The organism is Bacillus sp. AFS098217 (assembly GCF_002551815.1).
Lineage (GTDB): Bacteria > Bacillota > Bacilli > Bacillales > Bacillaceae_G > Bacillus_A.
In genome coordinates this window covers 1-21,124 of the sequence record NZ_NVPR01000052.1, presented here as the reverse complement: position 1 = coordinate 21,124, position 21,124 = coordinate 1, and the positions used below count along the sequence as shown (strand labels likewise).

General features: G+C 34.1%; 23 protein-coding genes and 2 pseudogenes. 16 read left to right on the top strand and 9 right to left on the bottom strand.

Annotation, left to right across the window (positions count from 1 at the left end; translation table 11 throughout):
* Positions 1-98: 98 nt before the first annotated feature.
* The 3 genes and pseudogenes from COO03_RS27610 to COO03_RS14355 all read left to right on the top strand — a co-directional run.
* Positions 99-318 (top strand): annotated as a pseudogene (locus COO03_RS27610) (TnsA endonuclease N-terminal domain-containing protein); the annotation flags it as partial.
* Positions 319-396: 78 nt separating this feature from the next.
* Positions 397-618, top strand: coding sequence for a hypothetical protein (locus tag COO03_RS14360; protein WP_230322523.1), 222 nt, complete (start codon positions 397-399; stop codon positions 616-618).
* A complete protein-coding gene (locus COO03_RS14355; protein WP_097897814.1) occupies positions 615-1,460 on the top strand; it encodes a DUF2785 domain-containing protein in 846 nt (281 codons plus the stop codon). The genes COO03_RS14360 and COO03_RS14355 overlap by 4 nt, the downstream gene beginning before the upstream one ends.
* Positions 1,461-2,053: 593 nt before the next feature.
* Here COO03_RS14355 and COO03_RS14350 read toward each other — a convergent pair.
* Positions 2,054-2,497, bottom strand: a complete 444-nt coding sequence (locus COO03_RS14350; protein WP_097897819.1) for a DUF2269 family protein — start codon at positions 2,495-2,497, stop codon at positions 2,054-2,056.
* Between the two features lie 18 nt (positions 2,498-2,515).
* Complete coding sequence (locus COO03_RS14345; RefSeq protein ID WP_097897813.1) at positions 2,516-2,866, bottom strand: ASCH domain-containing protein; 351 nt, start codon at positions 2,864-2,866, stop codon at positions 2,516-2,518.
* Positions 2,867-3,429: 563 nt separating this feature from the next.
* On the opposite strand from COO03_RS14345, the gene COO03_RS14340 reads away from it, so the two are divergent.
* Positions 3,430-4,002, top strand: coding sequence for a DUF4306 domain-containing protein (locus COO03_RS14340; RefSeq protein WP_097897812.1), 573 nt, complete (start codon positions 3,430-3,432; stop codon positions 4,000-4,002).
* Positions 4,003-4,438: 436 nt separating this feature from the next.
* Here the strand turns inward: COO03_RS14340 and COO03_RS14335 are convergent.
* Positions 4,439-5,713 (bottom strand): annotated as a pseudogene (locus tag COO03_RS14335) (efflux RND transporter permease subunit); the annotation flags it as partial.
* 226 nt (positions 5,714-5,939) lie between these two features.
* On the opposite strand from COO03_RS14335, the gene COO03_RS14330 reads away from it, so the two are divergent.
* The 3 genes from COO03_RS14330 to COO03_RS14320 are packed head-to-tail and all read left to right on the top strand — an operon-like array spanning position 5,940 to position 8,266.
* On the top strand, positions 5,940-6,443 hold the full coding sequence (locus tag COO03_RS14330) for an FMN-binding protein (protein WP_097897811.1): 504 nt from the start codon (positions 5,940-5,942) through the stop codon (positions 6,441-6,443).
* A complete protein-coding gene (locus COO03_RS14325; protein ID WP_097897810.1) occupies positions 6,436-7,371 on the top strand; it encodes an FAD:protein FMN transferase in 936 nt (311 codons plus the stop codon). The genes COO03_RS14330 and COO03_RS14325 overlap by 8 nt, the downstream gene beginning before the upstream one ends.
* Entirely contained in the window at positions 7,358-8,266 is a 909-nt protein-coding gene (locus COO03_RS14320) for an RnfABCDGE type electron transport complex subunit D (RefSeq protein ID WP_097897809.1), read from the top strand. Before COO03_RS14325 ends, COO03_RS14320 begins: the two co-directional genes overlap by 14 nt.
* 109 nt (positions 8,267-8,375) lie before the next feature.
* Here the strand turns inward: COO03_RS14320 and COO03_RS14315 are convergent, their stop codons facing one another.
* The gene (locus tag COO03_RS14315) at positions 8,376-9,623 is read right to left on the bottom strand and encodes a sensor histidine kinase (protein ID WP_097897808.1); all 1,248 of its coding nucleotides are present in this window, start codon (positions 9,621-9,623) and stop codon (positions 8,376-8,378) included.
* The gene (locus tag COO03_RS14310) at positions 9,616-10,299 is read right to left on the bottom strand and encodes a response regulator transcription factor (protein ID WP_097897807.1); all 684 of its coding nucleotides are present in this window, start codon (positions 10,297-10,299) and stop codon (positions 9,616-9,618) included. The genes COO03_RS14315 and COO03_RS14310 overlap by 8 nt, the downstream gene beginning before the upstream one ends.
* Positions 10,300-10,716: 417 nt before the next feature.
* Between COO03_RS14310 and COO03_RS14305 the strand changes: the two genes are divergently transcribed.
* The 3 genes from COO03_RS14305 to COO03_RS14295 all read left to right on the top strand — a co-directional run bounded on the left by COO03_RS14305 (position 10,717) and on the right by COO03_RS14295 (position 13,916).
* Positions 10,717-11,304 carry a hypothetical protein gene (locus COO03_RS14305; RefSeq protein ID WP_097897806.1) on the top strand — a complete coding sequence of 196 codons (588 nt, stop codon included), beginning with the start codon at positions 10,717-10,719 and terminating at the stop codon, positions 11,302-11,304.
* A gap of 717 nt (positions 11,305-12,021) precedes the next feature.
* Entirely contained in the window at positions 12,022-12,171 is a 150-nt protein-coding gene (locus tag COO03_RS14300) for an aspartyl-phosphate phosphatase Spo0E family protein (RefSeq protein WP_097897805.1), read from the top strand.
* 344 nt (positions 12,172-12,515) lie between these two features.
* The gene (locus COO03_RS14295) at positions 12,516-13,916 is read left to right on the top strand and encodes a protoporphyrinogen oxidase (RefSeq protein WP_097897804.1); all 1,401 of its coding nucleotides are present in this window, start codon (positions 12,516-12,518) and stop codon (positions 13,914-13,916) included.
* Positions 13,917-14,184: 268 nt separating this feature from the next.
* On the opposite strand, the gene COO03_RS14290 is transcribed toward COO03_RS14295, so the two are convergent.
* Entirely contained in the window at positions 14,185-14,742 is a 558-nt protein-coding gene (locus COO03_RS14290; RefSeq protein WP_097897803.1) for a hypothetical protein, read from the bottom strand.
* A gap of 434 nt (positions 14,743-15,176) precedes the next feature.
* Here COO03_RS14290 and COO03_RS14285 point away from each other — a divergent pair, with 434 nt between their 5' ends.
* Together COO03_RS14285 and COO03_RS14280 are read left to right on the top strand one after the other, a co-directional pair.
* Positions 15,177-15,740 (top strand): class I SAM-dependent methyltransferase, encoded by a 564-nt coding sequence (locus tag COO03_RS14285; protein ID WP_097897802.1) that lies wholly within the window; start codon positions 15,177-15,179, stop codon positions 15,738-15,740.
* 43 nt (positions 15,741-15,783) lie between these two features.
* Positions 15,784-16,338, top strand: a complete 555-nt coding sequence (locus COO03_RS14280) for a GNAT family N-acetyltransferase (protein ID WP_097897801.1) — start codon at positions 15,784-15,786, stop codon at positions 16,336-16,338.
* 229 nt (positions 16,339-16,567) lie between these two features.
* Here the strand turns inward: COO03_RS14280 and COO03_RS14275 are convergent, their stop codons facing one another.
* Together COO03_RS14275 and cspD are read right to left on the bottom strand one after the other, a co-directional pair.
* Positions 16,568-16,753, bottom strand: a complete 186-nt coding sequence (locus COO03_RS14275; RefSeq protein ID WP_000286200.1) for a cold-shock protein — start codon at positions 16,751-16,753, stop codon at positions 16,568-16,570.
* An 87-nt stretch (positions 16,754-16,840) separates the two neighbouring features.
* The gene (gene cspD / locus COO03_RS14270; RefSeq protein WP_097897800.1) at positions 16,841-17,044 is read right to left on the bottom strand and encodes a cold-shock protein CspD; all 204 of its coding nucleotides are present in this window, start codon (positions 17,042-17,044) and stop codon (positions 16,841-16,843) included.
* A 524-nt stretch (positions 17,045-17,568) separates the two neighbouring features.
* Here cspD and COO03_RS14265 point away from each other — a divergent pair.
* Both COO03_RS14265 and COO03_RS27070 read left to right on the top strand, forming a co-directional pair.
* Complete coding sequence (locus COO03_RS14265) at positions 17,569-18,465, top strand: CPBP family intramembrane glutamic endopeptidase (RefSeq protein WP_097897799.1); 897 nt, start codon at positions 17,569-17,571, stop codon at positions 18,463-18,465.
* Positions 18,466-18,482: 17 nt separating this feature from the next.
* Positions 18,483-18,638, top strand: a complete 156-nt coding sequence (locus COO03_RS27070; protein ID WP_154724640.1) for a hypothetical protein — start codon at positions 18,483-18,485, stop codon at positions 18,636-18,638.
* Positions 18,639-19,180: 542 nt separating this feature from the next.
* Here COO03_RS27070 and COO03_RS14260 read toward each other — a convergent pair.
* The gene (locus tag COO03_RS14260; protein WP_097897798.1) at positions 19,181-19,618 is read right to left on the bottom strand and encodes a GNAT family N-acetyltransferase; all 438 of its coding nucleotides are present in this window, start codon (positions 19,616-19,618) and stop codon (positions 19,181-19,183) included.
* 137 nt (positions 19,619-19,755) lie between these two features.
* Between COO03_RS14260 and COO03_RS27065 the strand changes: the two genes are divergently transcribed.
* The gene (locus tag COO03_RS27065; RefSeq protein WP_154724639.1) at positions 19,756-19,902 is read left to right on the top strand and encodes a hypothetical protein; all 147 of its coding nucleotides are present in this window, start codon (positions 19,756-19,758) and stop codon (positions 19,900-19,902) included.
* Between the two features lie 339 nt (positions 19,903-20,241).
* Positions 20,242-20,727 carry an SMI1/KNR4 family protein gene (locus COO03_RS14255; RefSeq protein ID WP_097897797.1) on the top strand — a complete coding sequence of 162 codons (486 nt, stop codon included), beginning with the start codon at positions 20,242-20,244 and terminating at the stop codon, positions 20,725-20,727.
* Positions 20,728-21,124 lie beyond the last annotated feature (397 nt).

Below are 21,124 nucleotides of genomic sequence, written 5' to 3'. Positions count from 1 at the left end.
AATGAATTCTTTTTGGTTCTCACTAAATAAGGTGTAGATTTGAAATAAAGTTGCACCGTTTTACCCCTTTAGATATGATTATCTAAAGGGGTGTTTTTATGTCGAAAAGAAAAAGAACATCCGAGATTGAACAGTGGATTAAACAAGGTCGAGGGACTGGTATTGGAGTAGATTATAAACCTTGGTTAAAGATTCAAAATGTGTCTTCAAAGGGTCGTTCAACTCGTTTAAAAGGAATAAAAAAACAGACAGCATGAATTTCTGTCGGATTTAGAACGTAATTATTTTTATTTAACTGAGTATTCGAATTATATTGTTACTGGCCGCAGAACAGATTTCGAAAAAATAGAGAAACTACATATGCAGTAAGGCTTGAAATGAAAAGAGATACAGCAATTGAACTATTACACTATGATAATTTATATGATTTCACTTTGGATATTATCGGAAATACTTCTTATTGATGACTTAAAGCAGAGTCAAAGGCTAATTACAGCTCATGAATCAGGAGTGAAAATAAGATTGCAAAAAATTTTAAAATATAACAACGTAGGTTTAAGAGTATTTGAAAAAACAATCGACCGAATAGAACGAATGATGAAAGGGATGGGAAAATGAGCGATACAAGGACCAAATTGATGTTGGATTTGCAAAGAATTGAGAAGGATGAGTATCAGTTGCGCGAAGGTGAGCAGCATCAAGATTTCTTACCTTTGTTACTTCAATATATTGGCGATCCTCAGCCAGAATTACGGGATAACCTGATTTATCCTATGTTTTATATGTGGATTAAGGAAGAGAATAGGTTCAGTGAAGAGGAGTTGCGTAGCCTCTTAACTGTTCTGACTGATGAGAACCATTTGTTCTATAATATTGGCAGCGAGGATGATCAGTCAGTTTTTACAAGGACGTTCTCTGCCTTGCCTATCGCTTTGATTGTGCAACGCCACAGACAGAATCCATTTTTCAATCAAGCGGAAATTGAGCAATTAATGCATGCAATGCTCCGTTATTATAAAGAGGAGAAGGAGCTGCGAGGTTATCTTCCAGTAGGAGGCTGGGCTCACAGCGCGTCTCACGGTGCGGATGTTTTTGTCGAGCTGGTGCAGTGCGAGGAGAGCAGCGTCGCACTACTGCGTGAGGTTCTTGTCGCTATTTCTGGCATGCTTCATAATGGTAGACACATTTTTAGCGATGAGGATGATGAGCGGTTGGTCAACATCGTGGATACGATGATTGACAAAGAGTTACTTCCACATCAAGAAATCACTGATTGGATTAGCGACTTAGCGCAATGCTGCAATTTGCCGAGAAGTCGCAGTCAGGTGATTGCTCGCGTGAACAGCAAGAATTTTTTACGCAGTCTCTATTTCAGAAGGGGACAAGATAGCCGAGGGAATGAGCTTAACACTGTCATGTTTCGTACTGAGGCAAAATTGAACAGGTTTTCTATCAGTTAAAGGATTAGAGGGACTGTCCCAAAAGCCATGGAAAATTGGCTGAGGGATTGCCCCTTTTTATGTCAAGAAAAACAAAAAGTGATTAACTAAATTTTTACTGTTCTTAAGAGATTAATATCGTTAGAGTGTGTTTCAATTTTCGTTTAGTTAAAAATGGCAGTCACAAAATTACTATTGTGACTGCTTTATAAAAGGTTGACCAAAGCCTTAGTTCTTTGTTTGACATCCTCTGGCATGTTCCTCCATTAAAGGGCGCTTTAATGGAGGGAATATCATAGAAATGATCAAATTTTTTTATGAAAATCTCATACTTAGCTAAAAAGAGTAACTCCATTTTGATCAATCTTTTTTCAAAATGGAGTTTTTATATTTGTTATTAAATAAGGATTGAAGAGCATTTTTTAATCAGACTTTATTCCAAAGCTAAAGCAAAAACCTTGCTTTGGGGTAATAGGATCAGATCGTAAAAGGCTATTTCATCACCTCTTCAAAGCGTAACTACAACAAGGACAAGCCATTTTTGGCTTGTCCTTGTTCCATGCCACCCGGCGAATTCAAACGGCAATCACACAAAGCCGCTATTCGCCCTAGATCTATCCCCCCTGCCACAACGCAGGCTTTGTCACCATGAACCATAACATCGCCATTAAAAGAACAATGTAAATCCAAACAGAACGCCGCAACAATTGAATCAAGGCGTCCTTGTCTTGGCCCGTTTCGCTGAATTTCCGAATGGTCGGTGAAAAGGCGCGGGCCAGGAAAAATAATGAACTCGCCATGAGAATAAGGGTCATCACTATCCAAGGGGTCTTCCAAGTCCATGGGCCCGCCAGTACAAGCAAAACCCCGGATGCAACCAGCACATGCCCGGCATGCTTGGCCAGCCTGACCGAAAATCGGAATACATCCAGATAAGCCTGCTGTGTTCGGGCCTCTGAAGCCCGCAATTTTTTGATGAGCGGAAGCAATACAAAAAACGGGCCGATGGATAAGATTACACTGAAAATATGTACATACAGAAGCAGTCGATACAGCATGTCCATCCTTATATCACATTAACCTTCGATGGGACGGAACTCATGAACCCAAACTCTCATATTTGGCAGCCACGGCATGCCAGGGTGAAGAGACAGGATAGATTGCTTATATTCCTCCACATTCGCATAGCCTTCTTGACGGGCATGCTCATCAGTCAATTTGCCAAGTGACTGAGAATAGACCTTCTCCACAACATACCGGTGACCTTGAAGCTCCATCACTTCCCCGACATCCGCATATCTCCCGTTGCGGCGAGTAGCCGTTTTCTGTCCTGCAAGCACTTTTTCAATGTCCTCCTGAATCGTGATGAGACGTTCAATCGTACATGTTTTTGGCGGTAAAGCGTTCGTTTCATTTTGGTTTGTCATCTGGGTCACTCTCCTTTTTTCATTTAAGCATAAGCCCACTTTATCATATAAAAAAATTATTCTATATAGCAAGTTTCTACTTAATAGGGATAACAAACTTTCATACAATGTTTATACGATAAATGTAGATTTAAAATAAAGTTTGATAATTATAATAATGTTTGATGAAAATCCTGTATTGTTGCAGGGATTTTTTGTTGTTCCGTCCTAACAAAAATTAATAGGTGAATTATGCAGGCTCTGGGGAGTTGAATTTGTACGCAGAAATTGGGATGAAAACTGACAGTTCATTTCCCTTCGGAAACACCGTGATATATAGGTTTATATAACATTCATTTTGTGAGAGGAAAAGGATGGGGGACTCATCCTTTTTTGATTTCATTATATATACCATTTACGCTGTAAGATTCATAAATAAAACAAGAGAAATTTTCAAATTTTTGGTTCTCTAATAGCTTAAAACAATATAAAATTACAATATAATGGTAATTTTCCTATATATACTTAATGTAGTGTGAGCATACATGATATTTCTTGCCTTATTGTATAAAAAAGGAGATGGTATGTTGAAAAGGACCATGTTATTTTGGGGGCAATATATTCTTGTTTTGCCTATATTTTTTATTACATTTATGTTTACTAGTTTCGTTGGTAGTCAGTTAATGATAGGTGCTGATAAACAGCATTTTGTTTTTACACCTCAAAATGCAACAGATTATAGTCAAATTAATGAAATTGATAAATTGCGATTTGCTTTTTCAATTCAACCGTTTGTCACCATAGTATTTCTTCTGTCGATAGTGTACGTACTGACACTTATTGTCTTTCAAATTATTGAATGTAAGAAACAAAGAAAGATATTACATAGCTTGCAATATATGATTCTTATACCAATTTTTCTTTACTTGTGGTTAGGAACGATGCAATTTTCCGCAGTTGATTTAACTTGGATAGATAATTGGAAAGATCACCTTATATTCGCTCCTACTACTATAACGAATGAGCAAGATATATATATGATTGATAGGTTTCTATACAAATTTCGAATGTTACCTATTCAGAGTACAGTATTAATACTTATCGTGATTGATAGTGTACGCTTGCTGAAAAATTTGCTTGTAAGAACTAGCCAATAGAAAAGGATAATTGTTTGAAGGTAAAATAATTATCCGTCGCTACTCATTTCCATATAGGTAGAAATAACCTTACGTGCAGTAAGGTTATTTTTGTGGAAAATACTAATTATCACTTTCTATATATTCTTCCTTTTCATAAAATGTAATCGTTAAGTTGCAATTTGTGCATATTGTCTAAATTATCTTCATATCCTGTCGAATATGGATTTTCAAACAATCAAAGAGTACTTCTCAGTAGAAAAGTAAACGTCAAAAAGAAGATGAATTTGAGTTTAACAAGGACGCCGGCATGTACGTGTGTAAAGCTGGACATATGGCCATTCGCAAAGTTCGACAAGGAAAGAAAAATGCAGGTGACAATCAGAGAGATACGCGTGCGGCAAACAATATAATACATTTGGTTTCATTGGGATATCCTTTCTGAAACAGTCTAGGATCAGTGGCTATAATTCGCTTTTAAATAATTAACCCAAAGACTGTGTAATTCTGATTTGCTGACGCCAAATATTCGGTTATATTCCTCTGGGTGCCGGATGAAGTCGTTTAATTTCTCATATCCATATTTAATTACCAAAAATTCCACAATCGTATAGGAATATGGATACCCGTTTCTATACACGAATGCTGGCCCATTTATCTCGTCAAAGCTAGGTATTTTACCAGCAGAAACCAAGGTTGGGAGCACTTTTTGGGCATTAAGATCCGTATTTCCTAAATAATTGGCAACTCCTTCTTCCAGCCACGTAGGTCGTTTACTGTCAATATGAGACAGCACGACATGTGTAAATTCATGAATGCTTGAATTTAATATAGAAGACCGGTTTTTCGGTGATAAGATAAATAGTTCGTCATCGCCAAATACGCCTAATGACCAAAAATTAGAAAATAGCCCCAACGAATATACCAGATTGATTTGATTTGAAAAAACTGTTACTTTTGTCTTCGTCTTTGGCTCTGTTTTAAGTAAGCCAATGATACGCCCGTAATGCTGTTCTAAATTGTCAGCAAGCTTTACAACCTCTGAATAATCCGCTTTAGAGCTGTAAAAGATGAAGTGATCCGTTTCCTTCTGATTCTTATAAAAACTTGATTGTAAGGCAGTTATGTTCAAATAAATAAATATAAAAGAGGTCATGACGATGATGGTTAGAGTCGCCAACTTACCTATTTCGTGTGGAAATACAGGACTTCCATATGTTTTTTTAATTAAGCGATAAGATGCGAAAATGATAAATGGCATCCAAATTAAACCGAAAATTGTCAATGCTTTATAGGAATCCCCGAGCCAGTAAAATATGAAATAAGACATAGTAGTCAACAAACAAGTTACGGTTCCAACCAAGCTCGATCCTTGCGATTTCCAGATCCACAACGACAGCAAGCCAGGTATTACTAAATTGGCGACAATTAAATCAATTATCAACGTGACATCCTCCCAGAATGTTATAGAGTTAGACGGATAAGGTGACGCTCCGTTTTTTCCCTCTTTCTCTCTTCTCGAAACCATACTCTCTATCAACTCAAAAATAATAGGTACGACTATTAATATACGCAGTGTGGATGAAATAAGACCTCCAATGACGACGATCGTGAGACTTTTCGACATCAGTCCTCTTTCAGAGACTCCAGTTGCAAGCGGAACAAGTACGATAATTGTCGCTTCAGCAGTCATGATTGGCCTCCAGCGGCTAATGCCCGCTTCAATCAATGCTTCACGAACGGAACATTAGGTCTGTACGCGAATTTGCAGAACACGCTCGATGAGAACGATGTAAACGTCAAGTAACTCCAAAATATACAATAAAAGTTGATTTTGGAGTTATTTGACGCTTACTTTACTAGAGAGAAGTTTTTAAAACTTTTTTAAAAATAGCCATGTAAAATTAAAGATAAAGATTCAAATACTCTTATTTATAATGATGTTGGAGGTCATGAATATGGCTAAGATGGGAAATAAAATGATTACGCTATGTACAATTGCTGTAGGAATGATTTATACAGCAGGATATATTTCTACGGAAGATTCAAAAGCAGAATTAGAACAAGCCTCTAAAAATATACCGACATCTATCCCACAACCAAATGTATCTTCTAGGACTTCTGATGCAGCTAAACGTGTTAACAGTGTCTATAAAGATGGAACATATTATGGTCATGGAACAAATCGTATCGGTTCAGTAAAAGTAGCGGTTACAATTCAAAAAGATAAAATTACATCGGTGCAAATCACAGATTGCACCACTTCTTATTCTCAATCTTATATTGACGAATTGCCTCAGCAAGTTCTAAATCGACAAAGTGCAGAGGTAGATGTGGTTTCTGGAGCAACAAGAAGTACAGAAGATTTTCAAGAAGCGGTTCAGGATGCTTTATTACAGGCAAAGCAGTCCAATGTGTTTTATAACAAAAAAAATACGGGAAGTGTGACAGGTAATGCCTAATTATATAAGAAAAACATATGAGCAATCTGCACTTTGTATGGGGACGATTATTCATATTAAAGTAGTCACATCACGCACAAAAACGTATATAAAAGAAAAAATGGAAAGGGCATTTCAAGCGTTCTACTCTGTAGAAAAAGTATGCAGCCGCTTCCATTATCAAAGTGAGCTTACACGTCTGTCTATGCAAAGTGGTAAAGCCACGCAAGTCAGTCATACTCTTTTTGAAGCTATTCGCTTTGCATGGCAAGTAGCTGATGTAACGCAAGGAATATTTGATCCAACGTTAGGCTATACACTTGAGAAGTACGGATTTAACCGTCATTACTTAACGGGAGAAGAACTGGTTTCAAATGTAGCTACAGAGGTTCCCGTTAGTTATAAAGATGTGGTTTTAGATGAAGAAAAACGGACTATTTTGTTAAAAAAACCGCTTTTGTTGGATTTAGGTGCTGTAGCAAAGGGATTAGCAGTTGATTTAGCAGTTCAAGAACTGCGTGATTTTGAAGGGTTTGTTATCGACGCCGGCGGAGATCTTTTTGCTAGCGGTACGAATGAAAAGGGAGAACCATGGGTCATTGGTATTCAACATCCTTTCCAAAAGGAGAAAACAATTTGTAACGTTCAGCTAACCGATAAGGCAGTTTGCACCTCTGGTAGCTATGAACGAAAGAGTTCTGTTCATATGAACGAGCATCATCTCATACACCCACATTTAGGGACGTCTCAGTCTGACATAGTAAGCTGTACTGTAATCGCGCCCTTTGCGATGATGGCAGATGCTTTTTCAACAGCCGCTTTTCTGTTAGGTAAAAAAGAAGGGGGAGTGCTACTAAAAAATGTTGATCTCGAAGGCATATGGATTACATCCTCTTTAGACATAAATATAACGCAAGGAATGGGGGAATATTTGTATGGGCGTGAATAAAAAAGAAAACGTAATGCGTGAGGCGAAGCATAAATATATTCGTACACCAAAAGGATATGTTATCGTGGATGAAACAAGAGAAAGCCGGCGACAAAAACGAACTCATAAACCTTTTATGACTCCTAAAAGATCCGTTTTAGTTATGCTGCTTTTATTAATGATAATCGCGCAGATAAATGAGGCTGATTATTCAGGTCTTGTTCATGCAGGGGTGGCAGCTATAACTGCCATGTTCATAGATACCTTAATCGCTATCTTAAAAAAACGAAAGCTTACTTTTCCTGATGGAGCCGCTATAACAGGCTTGATTGTGGCGCTCATACTAAGTCCAATGGTTTCAGTATATATTTCAGCATTAACAGCAGCAATTGCAATTGCATCAAAGCATCTGTTTACAGTTAAGAAAAAACCTATATTTAATCCTGCTGCCTTTGGATTACTTGTCACAGGCGTTTTGTTCTCAAGCGGACAAAGCTGGTGGGGAGGGCTATCTATGCTTCCTGCTTGGTGTATTATATTTGTGTGCATCACAGGATTTTTCGTAACACAGAAAGTAAATAAATTTCCACAAGTTTTTTCATTTTTAGGAGTTTATTTTCTTATACTTCTGATTATGGGAATTGCAGGAACCGAAAATGTAGGGGATATGCTAAGAGTCCCTTATATAAATTCAGTCATATTCCTAGCATTTTTTATGCTGACTGACCCGCCGACCTCTTTAGGTAAATATAAAGATCAAATTATATTTGGTGTCATTGCAGCCACAGTAAGTATAGCTTCTTATCTGATACTTGGGGGATTAGTTTTTCTGTTAGTTGGGATATTAGTTGCAAATGTGTGGAAAGCATGGAGATTTTCTAAAAAAAAGCAACACGTACATCGTCAACTTCAGTAGCGATTTAAAAAATGAATGTACGATGCTATTTGTTTTTTAACTAATCCGTTCGATATCAACAAAGGGTGTCAAGTTATAGGAAGAAGTTCCTCTTGACACCCTTTGTTCGTTATATTGGAAATTTAATAATAATGCGTGTCCCTTTATGCAGTTCGCTCCAGACTTTTATTTCACCATTATGAGCGTCTGTAATCCACTTAGCTATAGATAGACCTAATCCTGTTCCACCTTCAGAACGTGTTCTGCTCTTATCACTGCGATAGAAGCGGTCAAAAATGTGAGGAAGTTCCTCATTTGCAATACCGATACCTGTATCTTCTATTATGATCGTGATAAAACTTCCATCTTTGTTGCATGTGACTGTGATTTTTCCATTTTCAACATTGTATTTCATGGCATTATCCATCAAAATAATGAGCAGTTGATGAATTCTTTCTTTATCTCCTTTATACATTAACTGCTCTTCGATATCTTTACTAATCGAAATGTTTCGCAAATCTGCAATGGGTTCAAATTGATGAATGATTGTACTGAATAACTCTCCGATTTGAAATTCTTTCCTTTGAATAAGTAGCTGATTCGAGTCTGTTTTTGCAAGAGTTAGCAAGTCCGCTACAAGTTTGTTCATCCTTTTTACTTCTTGCAGTACTTTGTAAATCGTCATACTTTCTTGTTCAATTGTATATTGTGGATGACGGAATAATAATTCCAAGTGTGTCTGGATAACAGACAATGGCGTTCGCAGTTCATGGGAAGCATCCGCTGCAAACTGAGTTTGTTTTTCCCAGGATTGTTGAATCGGAACAAGTGAACGATTCGCTAAAAGCCACCCTGCAAAGAAAGAAATGATAAATGCTGCAAAGCAGCCCCCTATAGTTAATATGAGCAAATTTTGCAGTATAGTCACCTCTGTATCTATATTTAAGACAATCTCGATCGTATGGGCTGAGATATTTTTTAAATAACTGGAAGATGATTCAACCTTAAGGATACGGTAACTATGATTATTGATTGTTTGTGTCCACAGTTTGTTGTCCTGAAACTGAGAAGGCGAAAAGTCATTGATATCAGTAGAGAAAATCGCATTTTCCGGTATACTTTTTATAAATTGATCGTTTCTATCCCAAATTAAGTATGCAATTTTTCGCTCTGATTCCCGCTTAGAATCATGCTCTTTAATAATACGATTCATACCTTCGTGTTGTATTTCTTTAGACACATTGTAAAGTTTTGAATCAATCTCCTTATAAATAATATGATTCATGTATACATACAAAATGACACCAAATACACATAAAATCAATGAAAAAACAACGGTATTTAAAGTAACAAGTTGTATTTTGGTTTTTTTAAACATCTTGGTTCTTTCCTTTGAATATAAATCCGACACCACGTACAGTATGAATGAGTGTTTGGTCATAAAACGTACTTATTTTTTTTCGCAGATGATGAACATATACATCTACAACACCAAGCCCTACATCAGAATCTAGGCCCCAAATGCGGCTGAAAATTTGATCGCGAATTAAGATTTGTTCCTTATTCTGTAGGAAATATTCAAGTAGTTCATATTCCTTAGTCGTCAAATATAATTTGTGGTCGTCTATGTATCCGTCATGTTCTTGCATGTGTAAACGGATAGGCCCATAGGAAACATTCTGTTCTCCAATCGTTCCCTTTTCACGTAGCAGTACACGTATTCTTGCTAGTAACTCTGGTACTGCAAACGGCTTAATCAAGTAATCGTCTGCACCTACATCTAAACCTTTTACTCGATCTTCTACACTATCTTTAGCGGTAAGAAGAAGAATAGGCGTTTTAATGGAAGCAGCACGTACTTCTTTCACAATTTCAAAGCCATTTATTTCCGGTAGCATAATATCTAAAATAATGGCATCGTAAATATTTTGCTTCGCCATAAATAATCCCTCATCACCAGTTACAGAAAAATCAATTTCATATCCTTCCTCCTGTAAAACTGCTGCAACTCCTTCTAGAAGGGGCTGGTCATCTTCGATTACTAAAATCTTCATTATGTTCATCCATTCTGTTAGATTTTTAATATTACATACCTTATTATATAAGATTCATGTGCCAAGGATAAATGTATTTTTGGGGGATTAAGTTTTAAGATGAGACTATAATTTATGAGACTTTCAAAGAGTGATAGTCGTTTAAGGTTATAAGTATAAGGTGTGTTTTGCTATACTGACGATAAATATAGAACACTAACAGATGATACAGTTATAGCAGGAAGTTCATCGGGAGGACTTATTTCGACAGGGGTGCTTATTGGTTATTTTAAAAAGAATTTAAAAACATTGCTATAATTTCCCAAATATGAAGCGGTTCTATTTTTCTGATCCTTATCGTACAAATTTCTTAGAATAGTGTTGTGCTCTCTAATATGCTATTATGAACATGTAAATGAAGAAAAGGAGAATATAGTAGTGGATAGACACTCTTCTTTAAATACTAAAAAAGTCAATTTTTTAGCAAATTATATTTCTAATCCAAAAGAACGAAAAAGAGTTATAATTACACTTGGTGTTGTTGTTATTCTATTTTTGATAGGATTTTTATGTATTTCGTATTTTTATGAACAATGGTTAACGGAGAATATTCGTGCTTATAAAGAAACTTTTAAAGAAATGGGTTCTATTGCACGAATTGGATTCTTTGTTACTTTATCAATATATCCTATTTTCTTATTGTTAAAGTGGAAACCTTTTAAAAAGATGATCATAGGGAATTTTGAATTGAAAACTTTATTACAATTTATAGGTAAATTGGTTAGACAATGGCATGTACCACTTGCTATTTTATCTACAGGTATTGTTTTACTACATGGCTATATGGCAATATTAAAAGGATTTAAGTGGAACTTTACTTATTTTTCAGGGATCATAACTATTTTTGCTTTATTTTTTTTAATGTTTATGGGCTTGAAGCGATATAAAAAGAAAGACAAGAAGTGGCATTTTAAAATAGCAATTGTTTTTTTTGTTTTATTTATGTTACACGCTACATTTGCATGAAAAAAGGTTATCTTATTACAGGTGGCCCCAACATTTTGTAGATCCTGTAGGATAAGGCTGTAGTGATTGGTACATAAGGAGAGGCAATATAAGACTTAAAAGCAAGGTGTTGAAAAAACATTAAGAACCGTTTTTAGGGATTTTTTAGCGTACGATATTTGTATTTTGTCGATAAGCCTTTTTATAAAAAAATATCTACCAATGAGAATAACATACGCTATTATATAAAATAACTATAAAATGAATAACTTCAAAAAATGTAGGTATTTAAAAAAGCTACTATCCAATATGGATAGTAGCTTTCGTCGTTTCATAAGAATTTCGATTTTCATTCTTCTCCTCAATTATAAAAGATCAGACTGTATTATAAATTATCGAACGTTATTCAAAAGCTAAAAAAAGTAATGGACTATATNNATATAGTCCATTACTTTTTTAGTTATAAAGGAATAGTTAAAAAATCTATTTTGTATCACTGATGGTGTATAACTTTCTTTTAATAATAAAACAGCATTTGTCTTTAAATAAATGCGTTAATGTACAACATTCTTATAATGGTGAGTAGCCCTTTCAAGATTTAGAGGGTATAAAGGATAAAAAAATCCTTCGTTTGCCCTTAAAGATGTAAGATTTACATAAACATGGCACTTTTACTTATTATGTAAGTGATCTATACTAGGATACATAAATTTTAAAATTGGAGCGAGTAAACACGACATGGAGCTGAGAAAAGTAGAGGAAATCATTGAAGTAAAAAAAGAAGAACTCTTAATGCTTGTTTCGACTTATGGCTTTCAACATGAAAAAGTACTTGAAGTGAGTCAAGAAATAGACAAGTTAATAAATTGGATCATGTTATTGAAATAAAGAGCCCTTAATTGTTGTTTTACTTAAAAGTTTTTGGTTGTAACGAAGTTAAATAGTATGAACCTCGTTTTAGAATTCATCAAGATATAATTTGTTTTATTGCATAGAGACTATATTGCAATGAAATAGAGAGAAAATCTTTCAGATAGAAAGTTAAGAGTTGCCCTATTGCAGTTATTCCTTTTGCCTAATCACCCAGTACATCATAATCAACTTGAAATGTGTTCGTATATATTGTCTAATTTTTTACAGACTGTGCAAGCTACTAGTCGAGAAAGCTAACTTTTGGGTATAATAATAAAGAAATTTATCAATTTATAGCATCGGTTAGGAGCTCAGTAGACATGAAAACAGTTGTTGTCGTAGGTGGGGGTATTACGGGACTCTCTACTATGTTTTACTTAGAAAGATTAAAAAAGGATTACAACGTAGATTTAAAATTGATCCTTGTAGAAAAAGAAGAATATTTAGGTGGGAAAATTCACAGTGTGAAAGAAAATGATTTTATTATGGAAACAGGAGCAGATTCAATTGTTGCCCGAAATGAAAATGTGATGCCCCTTGTAAAAGAACTGAATCTAGAAGACGATATGGTATATAACGAAACTGGTATTTCTTACATTTATTCAGAGGATGCGTTACATCCTATTCCTGCTGATACAGTATTTGGAATCCCTACAAGTGTAGAGTCGTTGTTTAACAGTACGTTAGTTTCAACGAAAGGGAAAATTATTGCACTGAAAGATTTTATTACTAAAAACAAAGGCTTTACGAAAGATACATCGCTTGCTTTATTTTTAGAAAGTTTTTTAGGAAAAGAGTTAGTTGAGAAGCAAATTTCTCCTGTTCTTTCAGGGGTGTATTCTGGTAAATTAAATGAACTTACAATGGCATCTACATTACCATATTTACTTGACTATAAAAATAAATATGGCAGTATTATTAAAGGATTTGAAGTGAATAAAAAACAATTCCAGACAGCTGGAAATAAAAAGTTTTTATCGTTCAAAGGAGGACTCTCTACGATTATTAATCGGTTAGAAGAGGTGTTGACTGAGACCGAAATAAGAAAAGGAGTAACAACGACGAATGTAAGTAGGATCGGTAATGAGTATGAAGTTTCTTTTTCGAATCAAGAGATAATAAAGGCGGATTATGTTGTTTTAGCTGCTCCTCACGATATTGCACAAACAGTATTAAATTCTACCCAATTAAACAGTGATTTCAATAAATTCAAAAATTCATCTCTTATTAGTATTTACTTAGGATTTGAAATACCTGATAATCAATTACCGGCAGATGGAACAGGCTTTATTGTTTCAGAAAATGGTCATTTATATTGTGATGCTTGTACATGGACAAGTAGGAAATGGAAGCATACATCAGATAAACAAAACTTATTAGTAAGAATGTTTTATAAAAGTTCAAATCCAGCGTATGAAAAAATTAAAAATAACAGTAAAGAAGAATTCATTCAAGTTGCTTTATCTGATATTAAAAAAAGTCTTGGAATTCAGGGCGAGCCGCAGATTGTTAAAGTTACAAACTGGAAAGACTTAATGCCGAATTATCATTTAGAACATAATCAGGCAGTTCAATCTTTGAATGAGAAATTGTCAGCTGTTTTTCCAAATGTTTACTTAACTGGTGCTTCATATTATGGTGTAGGCATTGGAGCTTGCATAGGGAATGGAAAGAATACGGCAGATAAGATTATGAAAGCATTACATAATTGTTCGGAGTAATGCAATCTTTATATTTTTGATGAAATCCTCCTCTAGTATAAGAGGAGGATTTTGTACGTTGTTGCACCTATATAAATCCATTTTAATTTTTCGACATCTAAATCTCTGCTATGCAGAATAAAAAGGAACCTCCACTCGTTTGTTCTTTCTGTTTTTACTTCGCATGTGGCAGAAAAAGGACCCGACCGTTTTTATGCATGAATAGATGCTCTCTCCCACCCAAAAAGAGGGGGGATGTCGGTTTTTTAATTGATGGATATATATCTTACTATTTAACTTTGATTAATGTTTCTACACGTGTAGTCTTATTTTCTTTAATTGTCAAAGTAACATTTCCAGCCTCTTTAAATGAGTAAGGAGAAATTCGATACACTTCTTTTATTTTATATTTTTTATCGATTTCTTTTGTTGATGTATTTGTTATTAAAGATATGTTAGGCTTCCAAGTTTCTTTTTTTCCAGAAGGATAGTTTATTATAATCTGAGGATTTTTTAAATGAAGTGATTCCCAAGTAACAAAATACAGTTCAGTTTCGGTTTCTTTTTTTATTAATTGTTCGGAGAAATAGCCGAATTCTCCAATATTACCTAAAACAGTATACGGTTTGTTTCCTAACCTAATGTCTAGAAAGGCGGGCTGATAAGTAGCTGCATGATAAATGCCGTAAGAAAGTGACAAGACTGAGGCAACTACAAGTCCAATTATAAATTTCTTTAGGCTGTTTCCTTTGAAACTAGTCATCATAGCGGAATTTGGTGCAAATTTTTGCGCGAATAAAAAGAGAAGCAAAATGAATAAGAGTGAACAACCTATGAAAATATACATGCTTCTTATGCACCTCCATTTAAATTATATATATTCATTTTGATTTTCCAACATATAAGTCGCGGCTATGAAGAACAAAAGGTGACCGGCACTCGTTTTCTCTCTTTGTTTTCACTCGGCATGGGGCAGGAAAAGGATCTGACCGCTTCTATGTATGGCCGGACTCTCTTTCTCACCTAAAAAGAAAGGTTTTATGTCGATTTTTCAATTTGTACTTATATATAAGAACTATCAATATACCCAATAGCAATATAGTACTTGTTAATATTTTAACATAAATATCCAATGGTAAATTGATGTTTAGAGGGATTTAGAGTAATTAGATTGAATATTCGAATTAATATATAAAGATTGGAGTGATACGAATGCTAAATTTAAAACATACATTCATATTTGAAATTGAGGTAATAGATGGATAAAGGGAGGAACTTCAATTGTTACGTACGTTTGAAACGACACAAAAATTATTTGATGACTGGGCAAAAACTTATGATGAAAATGTAAAGGAAGCAGATGGTCCGTTATATGGATATAATCATAGTTTATGTGAAGCAAAGGAAATGATTCATATAAATGAGCAGCAGAAAATTATTGATATTGGAATTGGTACAGGAGCGTTTGCATCATTAATAAGTGTTAATGATAGTCATGTATTTGGAATCGATTTGTCCGAAAAAATGTTAGAACAGTGTAATGTGAAATATCCTCAGTATCAATTAAATATTGAAACATTCACTGATACCAATAAAGAAAATGAAACATTTGATGCAGTCATTTCGAGTTTTTGTTTTCATGAGGTGTTACCAGTAGAAAGGGAACAATCGTGTAAGGAAGTATACCGGATACTAAAACCTGATGGGAAATTTCTTCTTTTAGATATTATGTTTGCTTCTAAATATGCGATGGAAGCTGCAAAAGTGCGGATCGGAAAAAGATGGGATCCTACGGAAGATTATCCAATTGTTCATGAACTTGATGCGCTGTTAAGAGTAAGGTGATTTTTCTGCTATAATAAATCAATAGATAGAAAGGAGGGATTCGATGGCATTTCCTGTTTTCGAAACAGAGCGTTTACGATTAGTTGAAATTGATCAATCATATTGTCAAAAAATATATGAAATCTTTTCACTTGAAGAAGTAACACGTTATTATGGAATGAATTCTTTTACAGAGTTTGGTCAAGCTTCACGTATGATTGAATCTTTTTCAAAAAATTATTTTGAGAAACGTGCAATACGTTGGGGGATTATCTTAAAAGAAACAAATGCCTTAATTGGAACGATTGGATTAAATAATTTACAACTTTGGAGTAAACGATCTGAGATTGGATATGATTTACATCCTTCCTATTGGGGAAAGGGCTATGCGTTAGAAGCTGCTCAAGAAATCATTACGTATAGTTTCAGGGAGTTAGGTTTATTTAGAATAGGAGCAATCACATACCCTGAAAATGTAACTTCTTGTAAGATGTTATCTAAAATAGGATTTCAAAAAGAAGGGCTATTGCGAGGATATATTTATCAAGGTGATCAGCAACATGATGCTCTTGTTTATTCTATTATACGAACTGACTGGATAAAAGATTGTAACATATAAAAGGAATTCTCATAAAAAAACAGGCAATTCTTACTGAAATTCATGTAAGGAAATGCCTGTTTTTTATAGGGAAGATAAGAGAGTAACAAAGTATAGGTTATTTATTATTCTTGAAGATAAAACTTATTTTGTTGATTTCTCCTGTTGTTAAATGAACATCTAAGTGAATTTGAAAAAATGAACAATAAAGAACCCCTCTTATCAAAAGTTAAGAGGGGTAATGTAAATATTAACCTAATTTAGGTAATAAACGTTCTCCGCTTTTCATGTTACTTTTACATAAAGGGCATTTTGGCTCTTCTTCAAATGAAAAGTTCTTTCTCATCCATCCTAAACAATCCTCTGATTCACATTCCCAAACAGGGGTTTGTTCTGGTGGTACTTCTGCTACATCGTTCTTTCGATTGCGATACATGTGACCACTCCTTTTATGTAAAAAATTTAATTATATATTAAAAAGGTTGTTAACCGTGCGATGGTAACAACCTTTTTAATGTTTAAATTATAGCTTTACAACGTTTTTAGCTTGAGGTCCGCGGTTGCCATCTTCAACTTCGAAGCTAACTTCTTGACCTTCGTCAAGAGATTTGAAACCTTCACCAGTGATAGCTGAGAAGTGAACGAATACATCGTTACCGTCTTCAACTTCGATGAAACCGAAACCTTTTTCGCTGTTAAACCATTTTACTTTACCTGTTAATGTCATGGTAAGTGCCTCCTAAAAATAATAAAAATAAATTACAATATGATCGTCTTATTTGAACGTAAATAAAAATTCACATATTATCAAAAACCCATGAGGAATACTTATGATTCCTAATTGATGCTTGATAATATGCAAAGTAAAGTCTTTGTGAATTTGACCTTAATTCCTATCTTACAACAAATGGTGAGAAATAGCAAGTGCTGGAAGAGATGTGGAACAAATAGGAAGTTCCTTGTTCAAAAAAGCGATTGTTATGAATTGTTAATTGCATTTTTATATGATTAGTTTTTCTGAAAAGGTACAAAAGGATTTTTTATATTTATATATTATTCCTAAGGAGAAATTATGCGGATAATTTCTTGTATGTATATTAAATCTTTATAGATGAAATTAATCATAATATCTATAAAAACAACTATTAAGATTATATATGGGTGCATGAAAAAAATTTGGATGGTAAAATTGAAATATAATGGAAAAAAGTGGATGTAATTTAAAATAAATAACACGAGGAGGTAAAAGTCTTGAGTAATAATCAATTCAAAATCATTGAAGCAGCAAAGTCAGGTCGAAAGAAAGTACATCCAATTCTTGCAGTAATATTATCGGTTGTATTTTTAACTTTCGGTGAGTTGTTTATGTTGTTTATGTTATTTTTGCCGAAAGCAGAAACGACTTTTATGAAAGGGATTTATGATAATGTAAGGATGATCTTAACATTTGGGGGAACAATTTTAATTGTATTTTTATGGATTCGGTTTATAGAGAAAAGATCGTTCTCATCAATAGGCTTTTGGAAAGAACAATTTTTAAGAAAGTATGTAAAAGGGGCTTTAATAGGGTTTATATTCATATCAGTGCCGGTATTATTACTTGTTATAACAGGAGTTGTACAGTTGCAAATGCAGCATATTACACCCACAGTTATACTGGGGATATTAGGCTCTTTAATAGCATTTTTAGTGCAAGGTGCCACAGAAGAAATTGTTGTACGGGGTTGGCTATTTCCAGTTATATCTGTAAGAAGTCGCATATGGATTGGTGTTGTTGTTACTTCTTTTTTATTTGGGTTTCTTCATTTGCTTAATCCTGGAATTACAGTCCTTTCTATAGCAAATATCATACTAGTTGGTGTATTTGCGGCTTTTTATGTATTAAAAGAGAATAGCCTTTGGGGAATATGTGCTTGGCATTCTATATGGAATTGGGCTCAATACAATGTATATGGTTTTGCAGTAAGTGGTACAACTGTATTCTCTACACCACTCTTTAAATCAGTAACGAGTGGGCCGGATGCATTACATGGAGGAGCATTCGGAATTGAGGGAAGTGTAATTACAACAATTATGCTTGCTAGTGTTTCAATTATATTATGGAGACAAGTGTGGGAAAGAAGTGAGAAACAGCGAAATATTGGATAACAAAAGGGCGAGGAATCATGACTATTATTTGTTTGGAAGAGGCAAAAAATGTGGTAACAAATGAAATGAAAATAATGAAAGATTTGCGTGAAAGGAAAGTAAATATAGAACAGCGGTATGATACTGCTATGTTCGAAGTTATTATAAATTGGTTAAAAGAAAATCGTACATAATAAAAAAACTGGTGCCATGATATTACAGCACTCGTTTTTTTATGATTTACCATGTATGACTGTATTGTTTGGAAAATGGTTTCTAAAATTTGTTTATTTACAGTTTCATTTTTAGCAATTGCTTCCTGGTATTTTGGTAAAAATAGCTGATGTAGTGAAAGTGGGATTTCACCACATGCCCATCAACTTAAGAATTTTCACTACCCCTAAGTACAAAAAAACGTTATTCTTTCTAATGTCGCTTTTAAATAAAGTCACGGTATTTATAAAAAAGTTGCGATATTTTATCTCCTTTAATTAAGAAATTCTAAGTGGGTTTTAATCAAACATCTTTTAAAAATGGAATGTCCATTCAAAAAAACGAATCTTTTTTCAAAATAGATTCGTTTTTTTATCGTACAATATAAGTTTGCAAAGTATTTTTTATCGAACTTTTTTATAAAATGGGAAAGTTCATCCCAAAAGAGCGGAATCCATTTTGATTAATCTTTTTTCTTAGTCCTCCTTTTCGGGAGATGGGCAAAAACACCTATATATAAAACTTAATTAATTAGTATATACTTCTTGAAACCCTTACTTATAGTTCCATTATAACCATTTTTAGCAAAGAATTTATGTGCTTCTATTCTAGTTGCACTACTTAATAAGATAATTCTTGTGGATCTCCTTGCAATCGATATTTGTTCAACATGTCTTAGTAACTTTTCACCTATTCCATTACCTCGAAAATCTTCATTTACAATCACATACTCTAGAACAGTATATGGTCTAAATTGGTATCCAGGATCAAGACAAAAGGTCATAAATATACTTCCTTTAACCTTACAATCCTCCTCATAGACAAATAAGAAATTATTCGAATCATTTCTTATCTGCTCAATTCTTTCTGGTAAAACCTTAATGTTTTTACTATGCGGTGCTAATTTTTTATATGAATTTTCGATTACATTACTATCTTTTGGCTCAGCTTCACGAATCATAAAATTACCTACCTTTATTAGAATATCAATGATCTGGACTGTTTTAATATTGTAACTTTTGACTCTATTGTATCCTAAAACAATACTTTTTTAGTACAATTTAGATAAAAAGAGAATAGTAAGGAGGTCATTTTTATATGAATCTCTCGATTCAAGATGAACTACAACCATTTGCGGAAGAATTACAACGATATGTTACACCTGTATTTTTAGAAGAACTTGCAAGAGAACTCGAATTTGTAAAGCGAAAACGAAAGTTCAGTTTGTTTCCATTCTTAAGTTGATGGGCAGGGGGTCCTGCTGATAAAACGTGGAAATTATACGCTAAGAATATGTAGGATTTCATGCAGGCTACGAGAACGGTTTGAACTGCCAAATGCTGTTGTGACAGGAATGTATGAAATCTTGTATACAGAGAATGGAACGGAAAGCTAGAAAACTATTGGTATGAGTGGCTTTTTGAGATTTGGTTACTGCTGATAATGTGGCGTTATGTTAACTTTACATGAATAGGATATACATTGTCTCTTGTTCAACTAACTAGCAGGTTAATTGAACAAGAAGTATATTTAACTTTAACACCGAAACATTAGGCAACATAAGCAAATATAATGGAGGAAAAAATGATTAAAAATGAATTATATGAGTCTGCATTAGAAATGATTAAACGCTCAAAGATTTCAACTAGAGTCGCTTCAGTTACAGAAATTAACTTACTTAGGGAGGAACTTGGCAAAAACCTACCGGGCTGGTTAATCAACCTAATGTCTCAAGTACCTATATGTAGCAGCCGCCTTGTTGTTCCCGTTACAGTAGAAAATGAGGAATTTAAGTTATTAATCGATTTTCTCGACCCAAAAGAATTAATTCAGGAAAATAAATTTTTAGTACCTGGATGTGCTGTTTTCAATAAGGATTATCTCTGTATTGGTGTAGAGAGTGGTATAGGTAATCCTTATGCGATAAATATTAAAGAAGGAAATAATCCACCTGTTTATTTATTGGACCACGAATGTGGTGAAGATACAGAACAGATTATAAAAAATAAGGAAGTTATCGTAGAGAGATTATCGGATCTATTTTCAATAGCATTTATTAATGAAAATTAACCCTTTAATGGTATGTCATTCTGAAATTACAATTACCTTAAAATCTTTTAACTTCCGTTTTCGGAATTTATGTAAACACAATTACCTCTTATCTTTTAGATAGGAGTAATTGTGTTTTTAAATCAGAAAAAAATCAGAAAATTCTTTACGTTGAAAACGGTTTCTTATATGATAATTATGGGTTGGATGGCACGAGTGGCTATCAGGGTATCTGGCGTAGGTGGGGCCGATACTACGGACAGAGTAGAAATATTGTTTTTTTACTATTATGAAACTCTATATATATTATAAAGAAGAGTGGAAAAGGAACTAACTCATAAGATCATGAGTCAGTTCCTTTTCTGTTTTGCTACCGATAAGTGGGGTTATGTCAATTTGGGGTACAGCCGAGATACGT